Genomic DNA, 15,183 nt, shown 5'->3' on the forward strand with positions numbered 1-15,183 from the left:
TTCAGATTAATACTTAAATAAAAAAGCCCGGACTACTGAGACCGGACTTTATATTTCTAAAACTTATTAATCAATAGGCATTTCTGAAGCGCGACAGATTTCTGCACACTGCTCGCAGGCCTTAGCACAATGCTGGCAATGCTGATCTTCATGTGAACCACATTCTTCAGCACAACGTTCACATGCCTGAGCACATAGCGCCATCACATTGTCTAAAAGTGCCGAGCCTCTGATTTCATAGCTGATACAAAGACGGCATAGCTCCACACAATCTAAACAGCGACGGATACATTCACGCATCATGCCTACCATTTCTTCCTGCAAGCATTCTGCTGCACAGGTTTGACAAGCGATAATACATTCAGTACAGGCCCGAATTGAAGCAGAGGCCTGTGAATAAACCGGATTAGTCATTGTTTCATCTTGTTGTATTGGCACTTTCCACCTCATTCACTATTTATGAGCCTTTTAAGTATTTCAGGAATGCAGAAAAGGTAGAACCATCTACAGGTAATGAATTGTGCCTTTTTTTAAACAATGGGTAAGCTTATGAAATATTCAGCTGTAGTATCAAAATTTAAGAATAAAAATTAATCCATTGAATATAAATATAATAATACTAAGAAGAAGCTGTATTTTGAGATTCAATAATCAGCTTGGCCAGCTCAAGATCATCCGGATAAGTAATTTTTATATTGTCCGAACGCCCCATTACTACTTGAACAGGATATCCGGCATGTTCAATTGCACTGGCTTCATCAGTAATTGTGATCTGGTCGGCCAATGCTTTTTCAATCGCAGCTTTAAGCAATCCTAGTCTGGCAAGCTGTGGAGTCTGGGCTTGCCATAAGCATTCACGGCTTACTGTTCTGGTAATTTGCTGTTTATCAGATACCAGTTTTAAAGTATCCCGTACAGCTATAGCAAGAATAGCGCTACAGTTCTGTTTGATAGCGTTCTCAACCAGATTTTGCAAGCTGCTGAACTGGACACAGGGACGCGCTGCATCATGTACCAGTATCAGATCATCTTCATCAGCAATATTACTTAGATAATGGAGAGCATTGAGTACCGAATGCACCCTTTCTTGCCCACCCAGACAAAAGTGAGCTTTCTCAGCCTTTACTAAAGGTAAAGTTCGAGCAACATCATCATGTGCACTAACTGCAAGTACATATCCGGCTAAATCTAGCTGATTTAACCGGCTAACCGTGTGTTCGAGTACAGTTTGCTGCCCAATTAACTGGTATTGTTTAAGTTCATGTTTAGAAAAACGGCTGCCTGAGCCAGCAGCAGGAATTACCGCCCAGAGTTTAGGGTATTTCGGTAACAGGATCTGGTTCTGACTCATTGGTTCTTAAATCAACCTTGGCATTAGGATCAATATAAATGGGTTTATATTGAGTACTGATTGTACTCATCTGTACAAAAGTTTCATGGGGCTTGATCAGACCGAGGTCTAAACGTGCATGTTCCTCAATGGCTTCAATACCATGTTTGAGGTCATACACTTCCGCTGCTAAAATGCGATTTCGCTCTTTTAATTCTTGATTAATATCAGCTTGTTGTTGGATTTGCTGAGTCAGAGTCTGATGAGGGAAATAGCCCCCCTCACCAAACCAGAAGCGGTACTGCAGCACGACAATCATAATGATTGCCAGTGCTAGCAATACTTTGCTCGAAATTGAACCGAAAACTTCTTTCATAAAAGCCATGAAAAGTTAGTTCAATCCTTTAAATTCAGCTTTACCACGGTAAACTGCTTTAGTAATTTCTTCAATACGTAGTAATTGATTATATTTTGCTACGCGGTCAGAACGGCAAAGTGAACCGGTTTTAATCTGGCCCGCTGCTGTACCTACGGCAAGATCTGCAATAGTAGAATCTTCAGTTTCCCCTGAACGGTGAGAAATTACAGTCGAGTAACCATTTGCTTTAGCAAGATAGATTGCGTCGAGTGTTTCGGTCAAAGTACCGATCTGGTTATATTTGATAAGGATAGAGTTAGCAACCTTCCCATTAATACCACGCTGTAGTATCTTCGGATTGGTTACAAACAGGTCATCACCTACTAACTGAATCTTGTCACCAAGAATAGAAGTCAGGTAAGACCAGCCTTCCCAGTCAGACTCGTCCAGGCCATCTTCAATCGAGATAATTGGATACTGATTTACCAGACCTGCAAGATAGTCAGCAAACTGGTTGCTGGTGAATGCCTTATTGCCCTCACCTGCAAGGATATATTGACCATCTTTATAGAATTCTGAAGATGCACAGTCCAGCGCCAGCATAATATCAGAACCAGCTTTATAGCCAGTTTGCTCAATTGCTGAAAGAATTACAGTGATTGCTTCTTCATTTGAACGAAGGTTTGGTGCAAAACCACCTTCATCACCTACTGCAGTATTTAAGCCTTGTTTCTTTAAAACTGATTTTAAAGAATGAAAAATTTCTGCACCAGCACGCAGGCTCTCAGCAAATGAGGTAAAGCCCACAGGTTCAATCATGAATTCCTGAATATCAACAGTGTTATCTGCATGAGCGCCACCATTTAAGATATTCATCATTGGAACAGGCATAGTCAAAGTTTTCTGGCCACGCAGGTCTGCAATGTATTGGAAAAGAGGAATTTTCTTTTCATCAGCAGCAGCACGGGCAGCGGCTAAAGATACAGCCAGAGTTGCGTTAGCACCTAGTTTTTCTTTATTTTCAGTACCATCTAAAGCGATCATTGTATTATCAATGTCTTTTTGTTCGAATACTGATTTACCCAATAAAGCATCACGGATTAAAGTATTAACATTATTAACCGCAGTTTGAACGCCTTTGCCCAAATAGCGTGCTTTATCGCCATCACGCAGTTCTAAAGCTTCACGAGAACCAGTTGAAGCACCAGATGGTGCACATGCACGGCCAACTACGCCGGATTCCAAGATTACATCAGCTTCGATGGTTGGGTTACCACGAGAGTCCAAAATTTCACGTGCACGGATGTCAACGATTTGGCTCATGAACAATTCCTCAGTTGAATGAATAACAAGATGCAAGCAGCAGCATCAATGGGTATCTAATTTTTTGAATCCTTTAACCAAAGTATCCAATTCTTTTAATTGTGCTAAAAATGGCTCTAGCTGGTTCAGACGCAACGCACATGGCCCATCACATTTGGCCAGTTCCGGGTCAGGATGTGCTTCCAGGAATAAACCCGCAAGTCCTGTAGCCATACCAGCACGTGCCAATGTGGCAATCTGGGCACGACGGCCGCCCGCAGAATCGGCACGGCCCCCTGGCGTTTGCAAGGCATGGGTTACATCAAAAAATACTGGAACATTCATTTCTTTCATAATGTCGAAGCCCAGCATATCAACCACAAGGTTGTTATAACCAAAAGCTGAACCACGTTCGCACAAGATCAGTTTGTCATTGCCGGCTTCCAGACATTTATGCAGAATATGACGCATCTCATGGGGTGCAAGAAACTGGGCTTTTTTAATGTTGATAATAGCTTGGGTTTTTGCCATAGCTTCAACTAGATCCGTCTGACGGCTCAGGAAAGCCGGCAGCTGGATAATGTCGGCAACTTCTGCAACAGGAGCCGCCTGATACGGCTCATGCACATCAGTGATGATCGGAACATTAAAGTGTTTTTTAATGTCACCTAACCACTCGATCCCTTTTTCCAGGCCCGGTCCACGAAAAGAATTCAGGCTTGAACGATTCGCCTTATCAAAACTGGCTTTAAAGACATATGGGATATCCAGACGTTTACAGATATCGACATAGGTTTCGGCAATTTCGAAAGCAAGATCTTTGGATTCAAGTACATTCATACCGCCGAATAATACAAACGGCAAATGATTTGCCATTTGTATATCGCCTAAACGTACAATTTCTTGTGGTTTTAGTAGTGCCATTTAAACTTCCTGGTTTATTTCCTGAACAGTCTTATTTACGCTTCTGATACTGCTGTTTCGCAGCCCCGATAAAGCTAGCAAATAATGGATGACCATCACGTGGTGAACTTGTAAATTCCGGATGGAATTGTACTGCAATAAACCAAGGATGCTCAGGGATTTCAACAGTTTCTACTAAATGCTGTAGTGCAGAATAGCCTGAGATTTTCATACCCGCCGCTTCAATCTGAGCAATAAAGTGATCGTTCACTTCATAGCGATGACGATGACGCTCGCTAATTTCAGCTGCAGCATAAATATCACGGATTTTAGTTCCTGCAACCAGTTCAGACTTTTGAGCACCTAAACGCATGGTGCCACCAAGATCAGATTCAAGACTACGCTGCTGAAGTTCACCACGTTCATCTAACCATTCAGTAATCAGGCCAATAAGCGGGGCTTTAGTTGAACGGTTAAATTCTGTAGAAGTTGCATCAGCAATATTGGCAACGTGACGCGCAAACTCGATCACTGCAAGCTGCATACCCAAGCAGATACCGAAGAATGGAATCTGGTTTTCACGGGCATACTGAATGGCTTTCATTTTTCCTTCAGTACCACGCTCACCAAAACCGCCCGGAACTAAAATGGCATCAGCGGTGGCAAGCACTTCATTCACATCTTCAGCTTCAAGCTTTTCAGCATCTACATAGTCAATCTGTACTTTAACGCGATTTTGGATACCCGCATGAAGTAATGCTTCATTCACAGATTTATAAGCATCTGGAAGTTCAACATATTTACCAACCATGGCAACACGAACAGTAAATTCCGGATTCAGTAAAGCTTCAACTACGTTATCCCAGTCAGTCAGGTCTGCTTCTGGAAGATCGTTATAACCGAAACGTTCACAGATCAGGTCATCTACATTCTGTTCATAGAAGTTACGTGGAATCTGATAGATAGAACGTGCATCTTTGCACACTACAACTGCACGTGCTTCAACGTTAGTGAAGAGTGCAATTTTACGTTTGGTGTCAGCATCTACATCATGTTCGGTACGACAGATCAGAATATCGGGCTGAATGCCGATAGACAGCAATTCTTTTACAGAATGCTGGGTCGGTTTGGTTTTAAGCTCTGCTGCAGACTTAATATAAGGCAGCAGTGTCAGATGCATGAGCATGGTACGCTTATGACCAAGCTCGACCATTAATTGACGCACTGACTCCATAAATGGTAGTGATTCGATATCACCCACCGTACCGCCAATCTCAACAATTGCTACGTCATAACCTTCACCTGCACGGAGTACACGTTCTTTAATATTGTCAGTAATATGCGGAATTACCTGAACCGTACCACCCAGGTAGTCACCACGGCGTTCTTTATTTAGAACATCCTGATAAACACGTCCTGAAGTGAAGTTATTCAGTTTGGTCATTTTTGCACGACGCAGGAAACGCTCGTAATAGCCCAGATCAAGGTCAGTTTCAGCCCCATCCTCTGTAACAAAAACTTCACCATGCTGGAATGGGCTCATAGTGCCTGGATCGACATTGATGTATGGATCCATTTTGACCATGGTGACTTTTAAACCACGAGCCTCTAAAAGTGCTGCTACTGAAGCTGCTGAAATACCTTTACCTAGTGATGAAACCACACCACCAGTCACGAAAATAAAATGGGTCATTGAGTTTCTCGTACAATCGAGCCGAATTCGGCCTGCAATGTTGCGCAATTTTACTTTACTCGGCACCTATAAAGCAAAGTCATTCCGCATCAATTCATAGAACAATAAACAACTGGTTATTCTATCAGCATTTTCGATAAAAAATTAGGCGTAATGTGCATGATTTTTCTGACAGCTTTTACTGTTATAATAGCTTGGTCTCTTTTAAGTCCTGATTTATGCAATTATGAATAAGAAACTTTTGATTTGTGGTGCGATCGCAACAGGTTTGTTCCTCACCGCGTGTGTAAAAAAAGAAGCGCCAAAGGAAGAGGAGCAAGAACAGGTTGAAGTAGTTGAACAACAATCTGTAGCACCTGCACAAATTGAACCTCTAGAACCGGTTGAAGCTGAACCTGAAATTCCCGAGACAGTTGAAATTGTTCGTGAAGAAACGCCAAATACCACAACCGAAATTCGCCGCGAATATCGTGAACCTGCACCAGTTGAACCGAGACCCGAGCCTAAACCTGAGCCACAAAAGCCAGAGCCTAAGCCAGCTCCAGCACCAAAAGCAGACAGTACCGCCAGCCAGCAGAAATCCAGTTCAGATTCACAGAGCGAAGATGATGCTGTTGCAGCTGCTATTGCGGCTGCCTCACCTGCTCTTGAAAACTAAACAATCCGTTCTTCTGTTCAGTCAGAACAGTAAAAACCCGGTAAATATACCGGGTTTTTTATTAATGAAATGATGAGTTGAAGACTTTGATTTAAATAGATGGCTTTTTCACCCAAGCACTAGGATGCTGAGAAAAACCAATTTTGGGGTAGTAAGTAACAGCCTGTGGAGCTGCAAGTAAAGTCAATGTACATTCCGGTTGTAATTGCTGTTCTGTTATTTCAATGAGCTTTTTTTCCAATACCCTCTTTTTGAAATCTTACTGTCACTGCCAGATCAGCGAGATAACAGCAAAAATAAAAATCTGTAACCGATCTTGCTATACCTACTAATTCTTGTTTATACCATGCTGAGATGACCAGATTTGAATGCTGTAGCATGCCTGTGATCAGGTCTGCATTCTGGATGGGTCGTCTTGGACCTAATGAAGTTTTCTGTAAAAGGTCAATATACTGCTGCGTACTAACAGGTTCATTTATCAGGTAATGAATCGGTTCAGACATGATATTTTATCTCTTTTATGTTCCTATATTTTAAAGCCCCTTCTGTTTTATGGTTATGGAAGAGGCCAGCTATTTCAGGTTTTTATCATGTTATCTGTTTTAAGCAGACTATTCTTAGTTTACTGAAGCCAGTTTATGTTGTGCAATCAGGTAGTCTGCCATTAAACGTGCCGCCCATGAACGTGTACGGGTAATGCCTTCATAAAATCCGCAGTGGCTGCCTTTACGAGTTGTAATCACCATAATATTTGGCATCTGTATAATCATTTCTTTATATGGCTCAAAATTATCAATATGGCAAACCGGATCATCTTCAGCATTTAAAATCATTAGAGGAATCTGGATATTGTCCATGACATAAACAGGATTGGTTGCCTGATTATAACTTTCAAAGTCTTTATAACCTGCCAGTTCAAAGTAACAGCTCTGAAAGTCAGCCAGACTTTTAACAGCAAGTACTTTCGGCAATGACCCTGTATTTTTCCAAGCGTCCTGATAAGGATGAATAAATGATTTAAACAGTTTCTTTGTCATGGCCTTACTATAAAACGGGTGCACCTTCTGAAAACCAATTTCGGTATTATAGCCCGGACAAAAGGCGAAGGCGGCCTTAAATGGGGTATGATGACCTTCCTCTCCCAGATAGCGTACCAACAGGCCAGTTCCTGCAGAAGAGCCTACGCCATACAATACAGATTCAGGAAATTTGCTCTGTATATGAATGAGCTGTTCACGCAGGTCATCAGTTGAACCAAACAGACAGATTTTCGGTACAGTCATTGGCAATTTGGCATGGCCACGGCGCAAACATAGCGCAATACGCCAGCCTGTATAGTGATGTAAATCACGTACCAGCTCGCTCATACTTTGTGGTGAGCCGGTAATCGTATGCATTAATACAATAGTGGGTACATCAGCCGGAAGTTGTTCGCCATACCAGGCAATACCGGTAGTCCCACCATCCTGCATGGTTAATGGCTCAATTCTGTCATACTTGAGCTTAATACGTCTTTTTTTGAACAGGTCAAAATATAGCAAGTGTGCATGCTGGTTCGCTAACCACGGTGTTGGCCGATACTTTTCCTTAAGCTGTGGCAAGTGCTCCAGTACCTGCTGGACTTTACCATTCGGGTCAAAGTAGAGTTTAGGCTGTTCAGCGCCTGTAACCTGATCCAATAGTTCTCGTGTCAGGGCAGTCAGCTTTTTTACCATCATTTGATTTAACTCTCGGTATATTTCTAAAGTATGAAGAATGAATTTTAAGTAAGCTTAATGGGCGGGAGGCATAAATGCTGCCATGCGCTGTCCCATTTGTGCAGCTAACGCTTCGAGACCACTTTTTGGCCGGATCATGACTTCAAAATCAATAATTTTGCCCTGCTCATTAAAACGGATCATATCGATTCCTTTTAACTGTTTTTCTCCGACATGAGCAGAAAACTCTAACACTACATTGTGACTATCTTCTGTGTAGAATTCTCGGTGATAAGTAAATTCCTCAAATATTTCAATGACATTAGTTAATATAAAACGAACGACTGTTTTACCTTCATACGGGTTGAATGCAACAGGTGACCGAAAAATCACCTGTTCATCTAAAAGTTCGTCCAGAACAGTCATATCACGGCTGCAAAGCATTTGGTGCCAAGCCTGTATGGCTTGTTGAGTAGTGGTCAGGGTCATCAGTTTTATCTCTTTAACTATTTATTGTTTTAAAGTTGAAAGTGGACAGACGGTATTAACAGGCCGCCTGCCCTATATAAAAACCTAAATAATGGCTGCCAGTTCAGCGCCCTGACGGATGGCGCGTTTAGCATCCAGCTCACCCGCTTCTCTTGCGCCTCCTATTAGATGCACACGTTTTCCGTCAGCTTGCAGCTGTTCGAACATGGCAGTATAAGATTCCTGTCCGGCGCAGATTACAACGTTATCCACTTCCAGTAGTATAGGTTTGCCGTCCACCGTAATATGCAAACCCTGATCATCAATTTTTTCATAATTTACACCAGACATCATTTGCACATGCTTATGTTTTAGGCCAGTGCGATGTATCCAGCCTGTGGTTTTACCCAGATTTGCACCTACAGCCTTTTGCTTGCGCTGTAACAGGTAGACTTCACGCAGTGAGGGTTCAATTTTAGGCTGTTTCAAGCCTCCCGTATGATGATAAGTCGTATCGATTCCCCACTCATCATAAAATTTTTCAGGATTCAAGCTGGCACTTTCCCCTTCATGTGTAAGGTACTCTGCTGTATCAAAACCAATACCACCTGCTCCGATAATTGCAACCCGCTTTCCAACAGGCAGGCGTTCTTTAAGCACTTCCAGATAGCTTAACGCTTTAGGATGATTCGCACCTTCAATTTCCAAGTGGCGTGGTGTTACACCTGTTGCAATCACAATATCATCAAAATTGGCCTGGCTTAGCTCTTCATAAGTCGCCAAATGATTCAAATGTAGCTGGATATTTGGCTGTAATTCAATCTGGCGCTGAAAGTAGCGAATAGTTTCATAAAACTCTTCCTTGCCCGGAATAGTCTTGGCAATATTGAATTGTCCACCAATCTGGTTACTGCTTTCAAAAATCTTGACCTGATGACCACGGCTGGCTGCATAAATTGCAAAACTTAAACCTGCCGGCCCTGCACCTATCACAGCAATCTGTTTCGGTGATCCAGATTCTTTAAAAATCAGTTCAGTTTCATGGCATGCGCGCGGATTAACCAGACAGGAAGCAATTTTCATAGAGAAAATATGGTCAAGACATGCCTGATTACACGCAATACAGGTATTAATCTCGTCACTGCGGCCTTCACGGGCTTTTAAAACAAACTCGGCATCGGCCAGCATTGGACGTGCCATCGAAATCATATCTGCCTGTCCGGAAGACAGGACATATTCTGCCATTTCCGGGGTATTAATACGGTTAGATGTGATCAGTGGCAGCTTCACTTCACCTTTCAACTTTTCAGTCACCCAGGTAAATGCAGCACGTGGAACCTTAGTGGCGATAGTTGGAATACGTGCCTCATGCCAGCCGATACCAGTATTAATAATTGTCGCGCCAGCTTTTTCAATTTCTTTAGCCAGATAAACAACTTCGTCCAGTGTAGAACCGCCTTCTACCAGGTCCAGCATCGATAGACGGTAAATAATAATAAAATTCTCTCCGACTGCTTCACGGGTACGCTTGACGATTTCAATCGGAAAACGGATACGCTGCTCATAACTTCCGCCCCATTCATCATCACGATGGTTGGTGCGGGCAGCAATAAATTCATTGATCAGATAGCCTTCTGAGCCCATGATTTCCACACCGTCATAACCGGCATATTGTGCCATCTGTGCACAATTTACAAAGTCACTGACAGTTTGCCAGACTTCAGCCGAGCTTAATTCTTTGGGCTTACTCGGATTAATCGGGGCCTGAATCGCAGAAGGTGCAACCGGATCAGCCTGATAGGAATAACGTCCGGTATGTAAAATCTGCATGGCTATCTTACCGCCAGCATCATGAACAGCCTGAGTAATAATCTTGTGCTTTTCTGCTTCAGCAATAGAGTCAAGTTTAGAACCGCCAGCAAAGGTTACACCTGCATCATTAGGTGCAATACCGCCAGTCACAATCAGCCCTACCTCACCACGCGCACGTTCGGCATAAAATGCTGCCATCCGCTCGTATCCTTGTGGAGCTTCTTCTAGGCCCACGTGCATTGAACCCATCAATACACGGTTTTTTAATGTAGTAAACCCGAGGTCTAAAGGGGCAAGTAAGTGTGGATAGTACGACATTTTTTCTCCTTGGCTCGCTATCTTTGCTAGCTTATGCAACTTATTGCATAACTTATAATAGATATTCTTTTTTTATGCAACATGTTGCATAATGTCTGAAGCGTCATTTTTAAAGTTGCGGAATTCACCGATGTCTCTTGCCCATGTATTATTGACCAGTTTACTGGAAAGACCGAGTACCGGGTTTGAACTGGCACGCCGTTTTGACCGTTCTATGGGCTTTTTCTGGAATGCAACACACCAGCAGATTTACCGTGAACTAAGCGGTATGCTGAAAAAGGGCTGGATTTCTACAGTTGAAGAAGCACCCAGCCAAAGTAGAAAGAAAACCTATCAGGTTGAACAGGCAGGCCGTATTGAACTGGCCAAATGGATGATGGAACAAAGTCCGCCCGCCCAGTTACGGGAAGAGTTGATGGTACGTCTGCGTGCAGAAGCCCAGTTGGGTGGAAATATTGTACTACCCGAATTGCAGCGACATCTGGAATTACACCAGAATAATCTAAAACTCTACCAGAATATTTATGCGAAGGACTTTGCTGGAAGTGCGACCACTGACCGTACTTTATATATTCATAAAATGATTTTGCAGCTGGGTATTGATCTGGAAATTCACTGGATCAAATGGCTTGAAGAAGTTATTCCTGCATTGGAAAAGTTCTAGCACTGAGGAGTTAATCATGCCACTTTACCGCATGCCTGATGGAGAAAACCTGTATGTGCGCCGGATTGGTCGCGGTCAGCCTGTACTGGTATTATCTGGTCTTGGAATGCAAAGCTGGCAATGGTTACCTTTTATTGCACGCAGCCTGAACCACTTTGAGTTTATTATTCCAGACTGGCGCGGTTTTGGGAGTTCTCGAAACTGCGCCATTCCTCAATCCTTAGATGCAATTTCCAGTCACTGGCAGGATGTTTCCAGACTGATTAACCAGTTGCAGCTGGATAATTTTATTTTGATTGCCTATTCAATGGGCGCCACTACAGCGATGCATGGTATGCACTATGCAAACCTGGGCAACAAGTTAAAGGCCTATTTACATATTGACCAGACGCCAAAAATTCTGGCAGATGAGAACTGGAAATATGGCCTGCTGGGTGAAAAGCATACAGAATGTAAGCTGTTATTGCGCCAGCTGCTTGACACTCTCTCTGGGCAATCCGATATACACAGCACCAGTCAGCTGGAAACACATACACGTACTGAACTGCTTCAGCTTTGGTACAGGTTTGTATCTTTACAGGGGAATAGCAGATTTTCTTCCCTGCTGTTTCATACCGCACTTAAAAAACCGAAACTGCAAAAATATCTGTTACCTCTTCAACGACTGGACTACCTGCGCTGGTATCTGGAAAGTTATTTGTACCATACTGAAGATTATCGCGAAGCACTGTCACAACTTGAATGTCCAGTAACTTTTTTTATTGGGCAGAATTCCAGCTTATATGCGGCAGAAGGACAAATGATCATTGCTAAAAGCCTGAAAAATGCTCACCCTGTTTATTTTGAGCATTCGGGTCATACGCCGCTTTTAAGTGAACCGGTTAAATTCACTCATGAGCTGCGACAATTTTTATTGGCTCAGATTCCTTAACCTGTTTGGTTTTTATAATTAAAATAAGGCACGGTCATATTTGATCGCTTCCAGATCGTAAACCTGATAAATACAGTCGAAGAGTGACCGGATGTTTTCCGTTTCGTCCATATTTCGAATAGTCAGAAAAATCGGGCTTTTTGCTGCCTCATCCAGTAAAGGCACATAATTTAAATGTGGAAAACGGATAGTATTGGCACTCTCAGGAATAATACAAATGCCCTCACCCGCAGCAACCAGTCCTAAAGCTAGCTGAATTTCACGAACTTCCTTAATGTTTCTAGGCTCCAGACCATGCTCAGAAAATAACGTGGTGATCTGTGTAGAAAAATTAGGTTTAGCCGTGTTTGGATAGCAAAACAGGTCTTCATCAACAATATCGGCCAGATATATACCTTCAATATGCTGTGCAATCGGATGGCTTGAATGTGCAGCGACCATTAGACGTTCTTCACGCAGTAAAATCCGGTGAACTGCCGGATCACTGATTCTCAGCCGTCCAAAGCCGACATCAATCCGACCTTCTTTTAGTGCCTGAATCTGGTCTCTGGTGCTCATCTCTACCAGTTGAATATTTAAATGGGGATGCTGCTGACGATATAAATAAATAATTCGCGGTAATAAACCGAATAAAAGTGAGCCTACAAACCCCATGGTAATACTGCGCTCAACCAAGCCTATACGCTTGGTCATCGATTTAACTTCTTCAGCATTCGACAAAAGTTTAACGGCATGCTGGTAAAAAAATTGACCGGCTGGGGTAGTCTGTAATGGCCGGCTGCCCCGTTCAAATAACTGGATACCCAGTTCACTTTCAAGGTTTTGTATTTGCCGGCTCAGCGGAGGCTGGGCAATAAATAGTTTTTCTGCAGCCTTGGTAAAACTCTGTTCTTCTACCACTGCCACAAAATAGCGTAAATGTCTCAGTTCCATGAGTCTTCCATACCTTTAAGATATATTAAAATGCAAATTCAGTCTTAGACACATTTTAATCATTCTTTTAAGGTATACACAAGAGATAAGTCAGCATAGATTTTCAATAATGTATAAATCTGTAGAAACATTACTCGTCGATATTCCGACCATACGTCCACATAAACTTTCTGTGGCAACCATGCAGACTCAGACCCTGGTTCTGGTGAAAATTACTGCAACAGATGGAACTGTAGGTTGGGGTGAAGCCACTACTATTGGTGGACTCAGCTATGGTGAAGAAAGCCCAGAAAGTGTTAAAGCCAACATTGACACTTACTTCGCGCCTCTGCTCTCCTCCGTTCAGAACCAGAACATTGCACAGATCTCAAAACTGATCCGCAAGACCATTAATGGTAACCGTTTTGCCAAATGTGCAATTCAGACTGCACTGCTGGACATACAGGCCAAACGCCTGAGCCTACCATTAAGTGAAATTCTGGGCGGTCGTTTACGTGACCGTTTGCCAGTACTCTGGACACTGGCTTCTGGTGATACAGACAAAGATATTGCCGAAGCTAAAAAAATGATTGAGCTGAAGCGCCATAATACTTTCAAACTGAAAATTGGCGCACGTCCATTACAGGAAGATGTTGATCATGTTATTGCCATCAAGAAAGCTCTGGGGCCTGAGGTCAGTATTCGTGTAGATATCAATCGTGCCTGGACAGAACTGGAATGTATTCGCGGAATCCAGCAGCTACAGGACGGTGGAATTGACCTGATTGAACAGCCTTGTGCTATCCAGAATACCGATGCTCTTGCCCGTCTGACCCAGCGTTTCGAAGTAGCAATTATGGCTGATGAAGCCTTAACCGGGCCGGACAGTGCTTTCCGTATTGCACAAAAGCATGGCGCCGATGTATTCGCAGTCAAAGTCGAACAGTCTGGTGGACTGATTGAAGCTTGTGATGTGGCCAAGATTGCCTGTCTTGCAGGAATCGACCTGTACGGTGGCACCATGCTTGAAGGCCCGGTCGGTACCATTGCCTCTGCTCATGCCTTTTCTACCTTTGAAAATCTGGCATTCGGCACAGAACTCTTTGGCCCACTTCTTCTGACCCAAGAAATTTTAACAACACCACTGCAATACGAGAACTTTGAACTGGTTGTGCCCAATGCACCAGGTCTAGGAATTGAAGTGGATGAAAACAAGATTGAACAATTACGTCGTTAAGGCAAGCGGATAAGGAGTTTTAACATGTTATTTCATGTGCGTATGGATGTGCATATTCCACTAGATATGCCAAGCGAGAAAGCGAACGAAATTAAGGCTGTTGAAAAAGCTTACTCCCAAGAGCTGCAACGCCAGGGTAAATGGCGTCATATCTGGCGTATTACCGGTCAGTATTCCAACATCAGTATTTTCGATGTGGAAAACAATGAAGAACTGCACAACATTTTGCAGGGTCTACCGCTTTACCCTTATATGAATATTGAGATCATGGCTCTGAATCGCCATCCATCTTCTGTACGTGAAAACGATTCATAAAGTTGATGCAGTAAAAAAGATGCAGTTCTACAGTTGCATCCGTACTTTCCTTTAAACGAAGGATAATAACAACAGACGGAACGAGGCCAGCCAGTGATGGCCAGCACATCAGGGAACCTTTCTCGCTTGTCGCCAGCCCCGTTAGCGTCTTATACATACTTAAGGAGTGATAGTATGAACCGTCAACAAATTGATGCGCTCGTAAAACAAATGAATGTCGATACCGCTAAAGGCCCGGTCGATGAGCGCATTCAGCAGGTCGTCGTCCGTCTGCTCGGGGATCTGTTCCAGGCCATCGAAGACCTCGACATCCAGCCCTCTGAAGTCTGGAAAGGCCTCGAATACCTGACCGATGCAGGCCAGGCCAATGAACTCGGCCTGCTCGCTGCCGGGCTCGGTCTTGAACACTACCTCGACCTGCGTGCCGATGAGGCAGATGCCAAGGCCGGTATTACTGGCGGCACTCCCCGTACCATCGAAGGCCCGCTCTATGTGGCCGGTGCCCCTGAGTCTGTCGGCTTTGCCCGTATGGATGACGGCTCCGAGTCCGACAAGGTCGACACTCTGATCATTGAAGGCACAGTT

General features: G+C 43.4%; 17 protein-coding genes. 6 read left to right on the top strand and 11 right to left on the bottom strand.

What is annotated here, in order from left to right:
* Positions 1 to 66: 66 nt before the first annotated feature.
* The 6 genes from B3X18_RS13010 to B3X18_RS13035 form a co-directional block, all read right to left on the bottom strand.
* Positions 67 to 414 (bottom strand): four-helix bundle copper-binding protein, encoded by a 348-nt coding sequence (locus tag B3X18_RS13010; protein ID WP_005406264.1) that lies wholly within the window; start codon positions 412 to 414, stop codon positions 67 to 69.
* 205 nt (positions 415 to 619) lie between these two features.
* Positions 620 to 1,351: a 2-C-methyl-D-erythritol 4-phosphate cytidylyltransferase gene (gene ispD, locus B3X18_RS13015; RefSeq protein WP_005026136.1), complete on the bottom strand. Its 732-nt coding sequence runs from the start codon at positions 1,349 to 1,351 to the stop codon at positions 620 to 622.
* A complete protein-coding gene (gene ftsB, locus B3X18_RS13020; protein ID WP_026055477.1) occupies positions 1,314 to 1,706 on the bottom strand; it encodes a cell division protein FtsB in 393 nt (130 codons plus the stop codon). Before ftsB ends, ispD begins: the two co-directional genes overlap by 38 nt.
* Before the next feature lie 15 nt (positions 1,707 to 1,721).
* Positions 1,722 to 3,011, bottom strand: a complete 1,290-nt coding sequence (gene eno, locus B3X18_RS13025; RefSeq protein ID WP_005026142.1) for a phosphopyruvate hydratase — start codon at positions 3,009 to 3,011, stop codon at positions 1,722 to 1,724.
* A gap of 45 nt (positions 3,012 to 3,056) precedes the next feature.
* The gene (gene kdsA / locus B3X18_RS13030) at positions 3,057 to 3,914 is read right to left on the bottom strand and encodes a 3-deoxy-8-phosphooctulonate synthase (protein WP_005026144.1); all 858 of its coding nucleotides are present in this window, start codon (positions 3,912 to 3,914) and stop codon (positions 3,057 to 3,059) included.
* A 31-nt stretch (positions 3,915 to 3,945) separates the two neighbouring features.
* Complete coding sequence (locus B3X18_RS13035; protein ID WP_005020067.1) at positions 3,946 to 5,586, bottom strand: CTP synthase; 1,641 nt, start codon at positions 5,584 to 5,586, stop codon at positions 3,946 to 3,948.
* A gap of 226 nt (positions 5,587 to 5,812) precedes the next feature.
* On the opposite strand from B3X18_RS13035, the gene B3X18_RS13040 reads away from it, so the two are divergent.
* Positions 5,813 to 6,244: a hypothetical protein gene (locus B3X18_RS13040; RefSeq protein ID WP_005026148.1), complete on the top strand. Its 432-nt coding sequence runs from the start codon at positions 5,813 to 5,815 to the stop codon at positions 6,242 to 6,244.
* A gap of 221 nt (positions 6,245 to 6,465) precedes the next feature.
* On the opposite strand, the gene B3X18_RS13045 is transcribed toward B3X18_RS13040, so the two are convergent.
* The 4 genes from B3X18_RS13045 to B3X18_RS13060 form a co-directional block, all read right to left on the bottom strand.
* Positions 6,466 to 6,747 carry a GNAT family N-acetyltransferase gene (locus B3X18_RS13045; protein WP_005026150.1) on the bottom strand — a complete coding sequence of 94 codons (282 nt, stop codon included), beginning with the start codon at positions 6,745 to 6,747 and terminating at the stop codon, positions 6,466 to 6,468.
* A gap of 114 nt (positions 6,748 to 6,861) precedes the next feature.
* Positions 6,862 to 7,962 carry a YheT family hydrolase gene (locus B3X18_RS13050; protein ID WP_005020062.1) on the bottom strand — a complete coding sequence of 367 codons (1,101 nt, stop codon included), beginning with the start codon at positions 7,960 to 7,962 and terminating at the stop codon, positions 6,862 to 6,864.
* A gap of 54 nt (positions 7,963 to 8,016) precedes the next feature.
* The gene (locus B3X18_RS13055) at positions 8,017 to 8,430 is read right to left on the bottom strand and encodes a nuclear transport factor 2 family protein (protein ID WP_005026153.1); all 414 of its coding nucleotides are present in this window, start codon (positions 8,428 to 8,430) and stop codon (positions 8,017 to 8,019) included.
* Between the two features lie 84 nt (positions 8,431 to 8,514).
* Positions 8,515 to 10,539 (bottom strand): NADPH-dependent 2,4-dienoyl-CoA reductase, encoded by a 2,025-nt coding sequence (locus B3X18_RS13060; protein WP_005026155.1) that lies wholly within the window; start codon positions 10,537 to 10,539, stop codon positions 8,515 to 8,517.
* Positions 10,540 to 10,669: 130 nt separating this feature from the next.
* Between B3X18_RS13060 and B3X18_RS13065 the strand changes: the two genes are divergently transcribed.
* Both B3X18_RS13065 and B3X18_RS13070 read left to right on the top strand, forming a co-directional pair.
* Positions 10,670 to 11,203, top strand: a complete 534-nt coding sequence (locus B3X18_RS13065; RefSeq protein ID WP_005026163.1) for a PadR family transcriptional regulator — start codon at positions 10,670 to 10,672, stop codon at positions 11,201 to 11,203.
* Positions 11,204 to 11,219: 16 nt separating this feature from the next.
* Complete coding sequence (locus tag B3X18_RS13070) at positions 11,220 to 12,134, top strand: alpha/beta fold hydrolase (protein WP_034676155.1); 915 nt, start codon at positions 11,220 to 11,222, stop codon at positions 12,132 to 12,134.
* Positions 12,135 to 12,152: 18 nt separating this feature from the next.
* On the opposite strand, the gene B3X18_RS13075 is transcribed toward B3X18_RS13070, so the two are convergent.
* Positions 12,153 to 13,067: a LysR family transcriptional regulator gene (locus tag B3X18_RS13075; protein WP_005026169.1), complete on the bottom strand. Its 915-nt coding sequence runs from the start codon at positions 13,065 to 13,067 to the stop codon at positions 12,153 to 12,155.
* Positions 13,068 to 13,176: 109 nt separating this feature from the next.
* Here B3X18_RS13075 and B3X18_RS13080 point away from each other — a divergent pair, with 109 nt between their 5' ends.
* The 3 genes from B3X18_RS13080 to B3X18_RS13090 all read left to right on the top strand — a co-directional run.
* Complete coding sequence (locus B3X18_RS13080; RefSeq protein ID WP_005020053.1) at positions 13,177 to 14,283, top strand: muconate/chloromuconate family cycloisomerase; 1,107 nt, start codon at positions 13,177 to 13,179, stop codon at positions 14,281 to 14,283.
* 24 nt (positions 14,284 to 14,307) lie between these two features.
* Complete coding sequence (gene catC, locus B3X18_RS13085; RefSeq protein WP_005020051.1) at positions 14,308 to 14,598, top strand: muconolactone Delta-isomerase; 291 nt, start codon at positions 14,308 to 14,310, stop codon at positions 14,596 to 14,598.
* Positions 14,599 to 14,772: 174 nt separating this feature from the next.
* Positions 14,773 to 15,183: dioxygenase (locus tag B3X18_RS13090; RefSeq protein WP_286935731.1), on the top strand; the 411-nt coding region annotated here is incomplete at its 3' end.

This window comes from Acinetobacter sp. UBA6571, from assembly GCF_002434085.1.
GTDB lineage: Bacteria > Pseudomonadota > Gammaproteobacteria > Pseudomonadales > Moraxellaceae > Acinetobacter > Acinetobacter radioresistens.

Excerpts from the sequence above, each read along its gene's own strand:
- catC (WP_005020051.1), top strand. The coding sequence starts at position 14,308 with ATGTTATTTCATGTGCGTATGGATGTGCATATTCCACTAGATATGCCA.
- eno (WP_005026142.1), bottom strand. The coding sequence starts at position 3,011 with ATGAGCCAAATCGTTGACATCCGTGCACGTGAAATTTTGGACTCTCGT.
- ispD (WP_005026136.1), bottom strand. The coding sequence starts at position 1,351 with ATGAGTCAGAACCAGATCCTGTTACCGAAATACCCTAAACTCTGGGCG.
- B3X18_RS13070 (WP_034676155.1), top strand. The coding sequence starts at position 11,220 with ATGCCACTTTACCGCATGCCTGATGGAGAAAACCTGTATGTGCGCCGG.
- B3X18_RS13035 (WP_005020067.1), bottom strand. The coding sequence starts at position 5,586 with ATGACCCATTTTATTTTCGTGACTGGTGGTGTGGTTTCATCACTAGGT.
- B3X18_RS13080 (WP_005020053.1), top strand. The coding sequence starts at position 13,177 with ATGTATAAATCTGTAGAAACATTACTCGTCGATATTCCGACCATACGT.
- B3X18_RS13060 (WP_005026155.1), bottom strand. The coding sequence starts at position 10,539 with ATGTCGTACTATCCACACTTACTTGCCCCTTTAGACCTCGGGTTTACT.
- B3X18_RS13065 (WP_005026163.1), top strand. The coding sequence starts at position 10,670 with ATGTCTCTTGCCCATGTATTATTGACCAGTTTACTGGAAAGACCGAGT.
- B3X18_RS13045 (WP_005026150.1), bottom strand. The coding sequence starts at position 6,747 with ATGTCTGAACCGATTCATTACCTGATAAATGAACCTGTTAGTACGCAG.
- B3X18_RS13075 (WP_005026169.1), bottom strand. The coding sequence starts at position 13,067 with ATGGAACTGAGACATTTACGCTATTTTGTGGCAGTGGTAGAAGAACAG.
- ftsB (WP_026055477.1), bottom strand. The coding sequence starts at position 1,706 with ATGAAAGAAGTTTTCGGTTCAATTTCGAGCAAAGTATTGCTAGCACTG.
- B3X18_RS13010 (WP_005406264.1), bottom strand. The coding sequence starts at position 414 with ATGACTAATCCGGTTTATTCACAGGCCTCTGCTTCAATTCGGGCCTGT.
- B3X18_RS13040 (WP_005026148.1), top strand. The coding sequence starts at position 5,813 with ATGAATAAGAAACTTTTGATTTGTGGTGCGATCGCAACAGGTTTGTTC.
- B3X18_RS13050 (WP_005020062.1), bottom strand. The coding sequence starts at position 7,962 with ATGATGGTAAAAAAGCTGACTGCCCTGACACGAGAACTATTGGATCAG.
- kdsA (WP_005026144.1), bottom strand. The coding sequence starts at position 3,914 with ATGGCACTACTAAAACCACAAGAAATTGTACGTTTAGGCGATATACAA.
- B3X18_RS13055 (WP_005026153.1), bottom strand. The coding sequence starts at position 8,430 with ATGACCCTGACCACTACTCAACAAGCCATACAGGCTTGGCACCAAATG.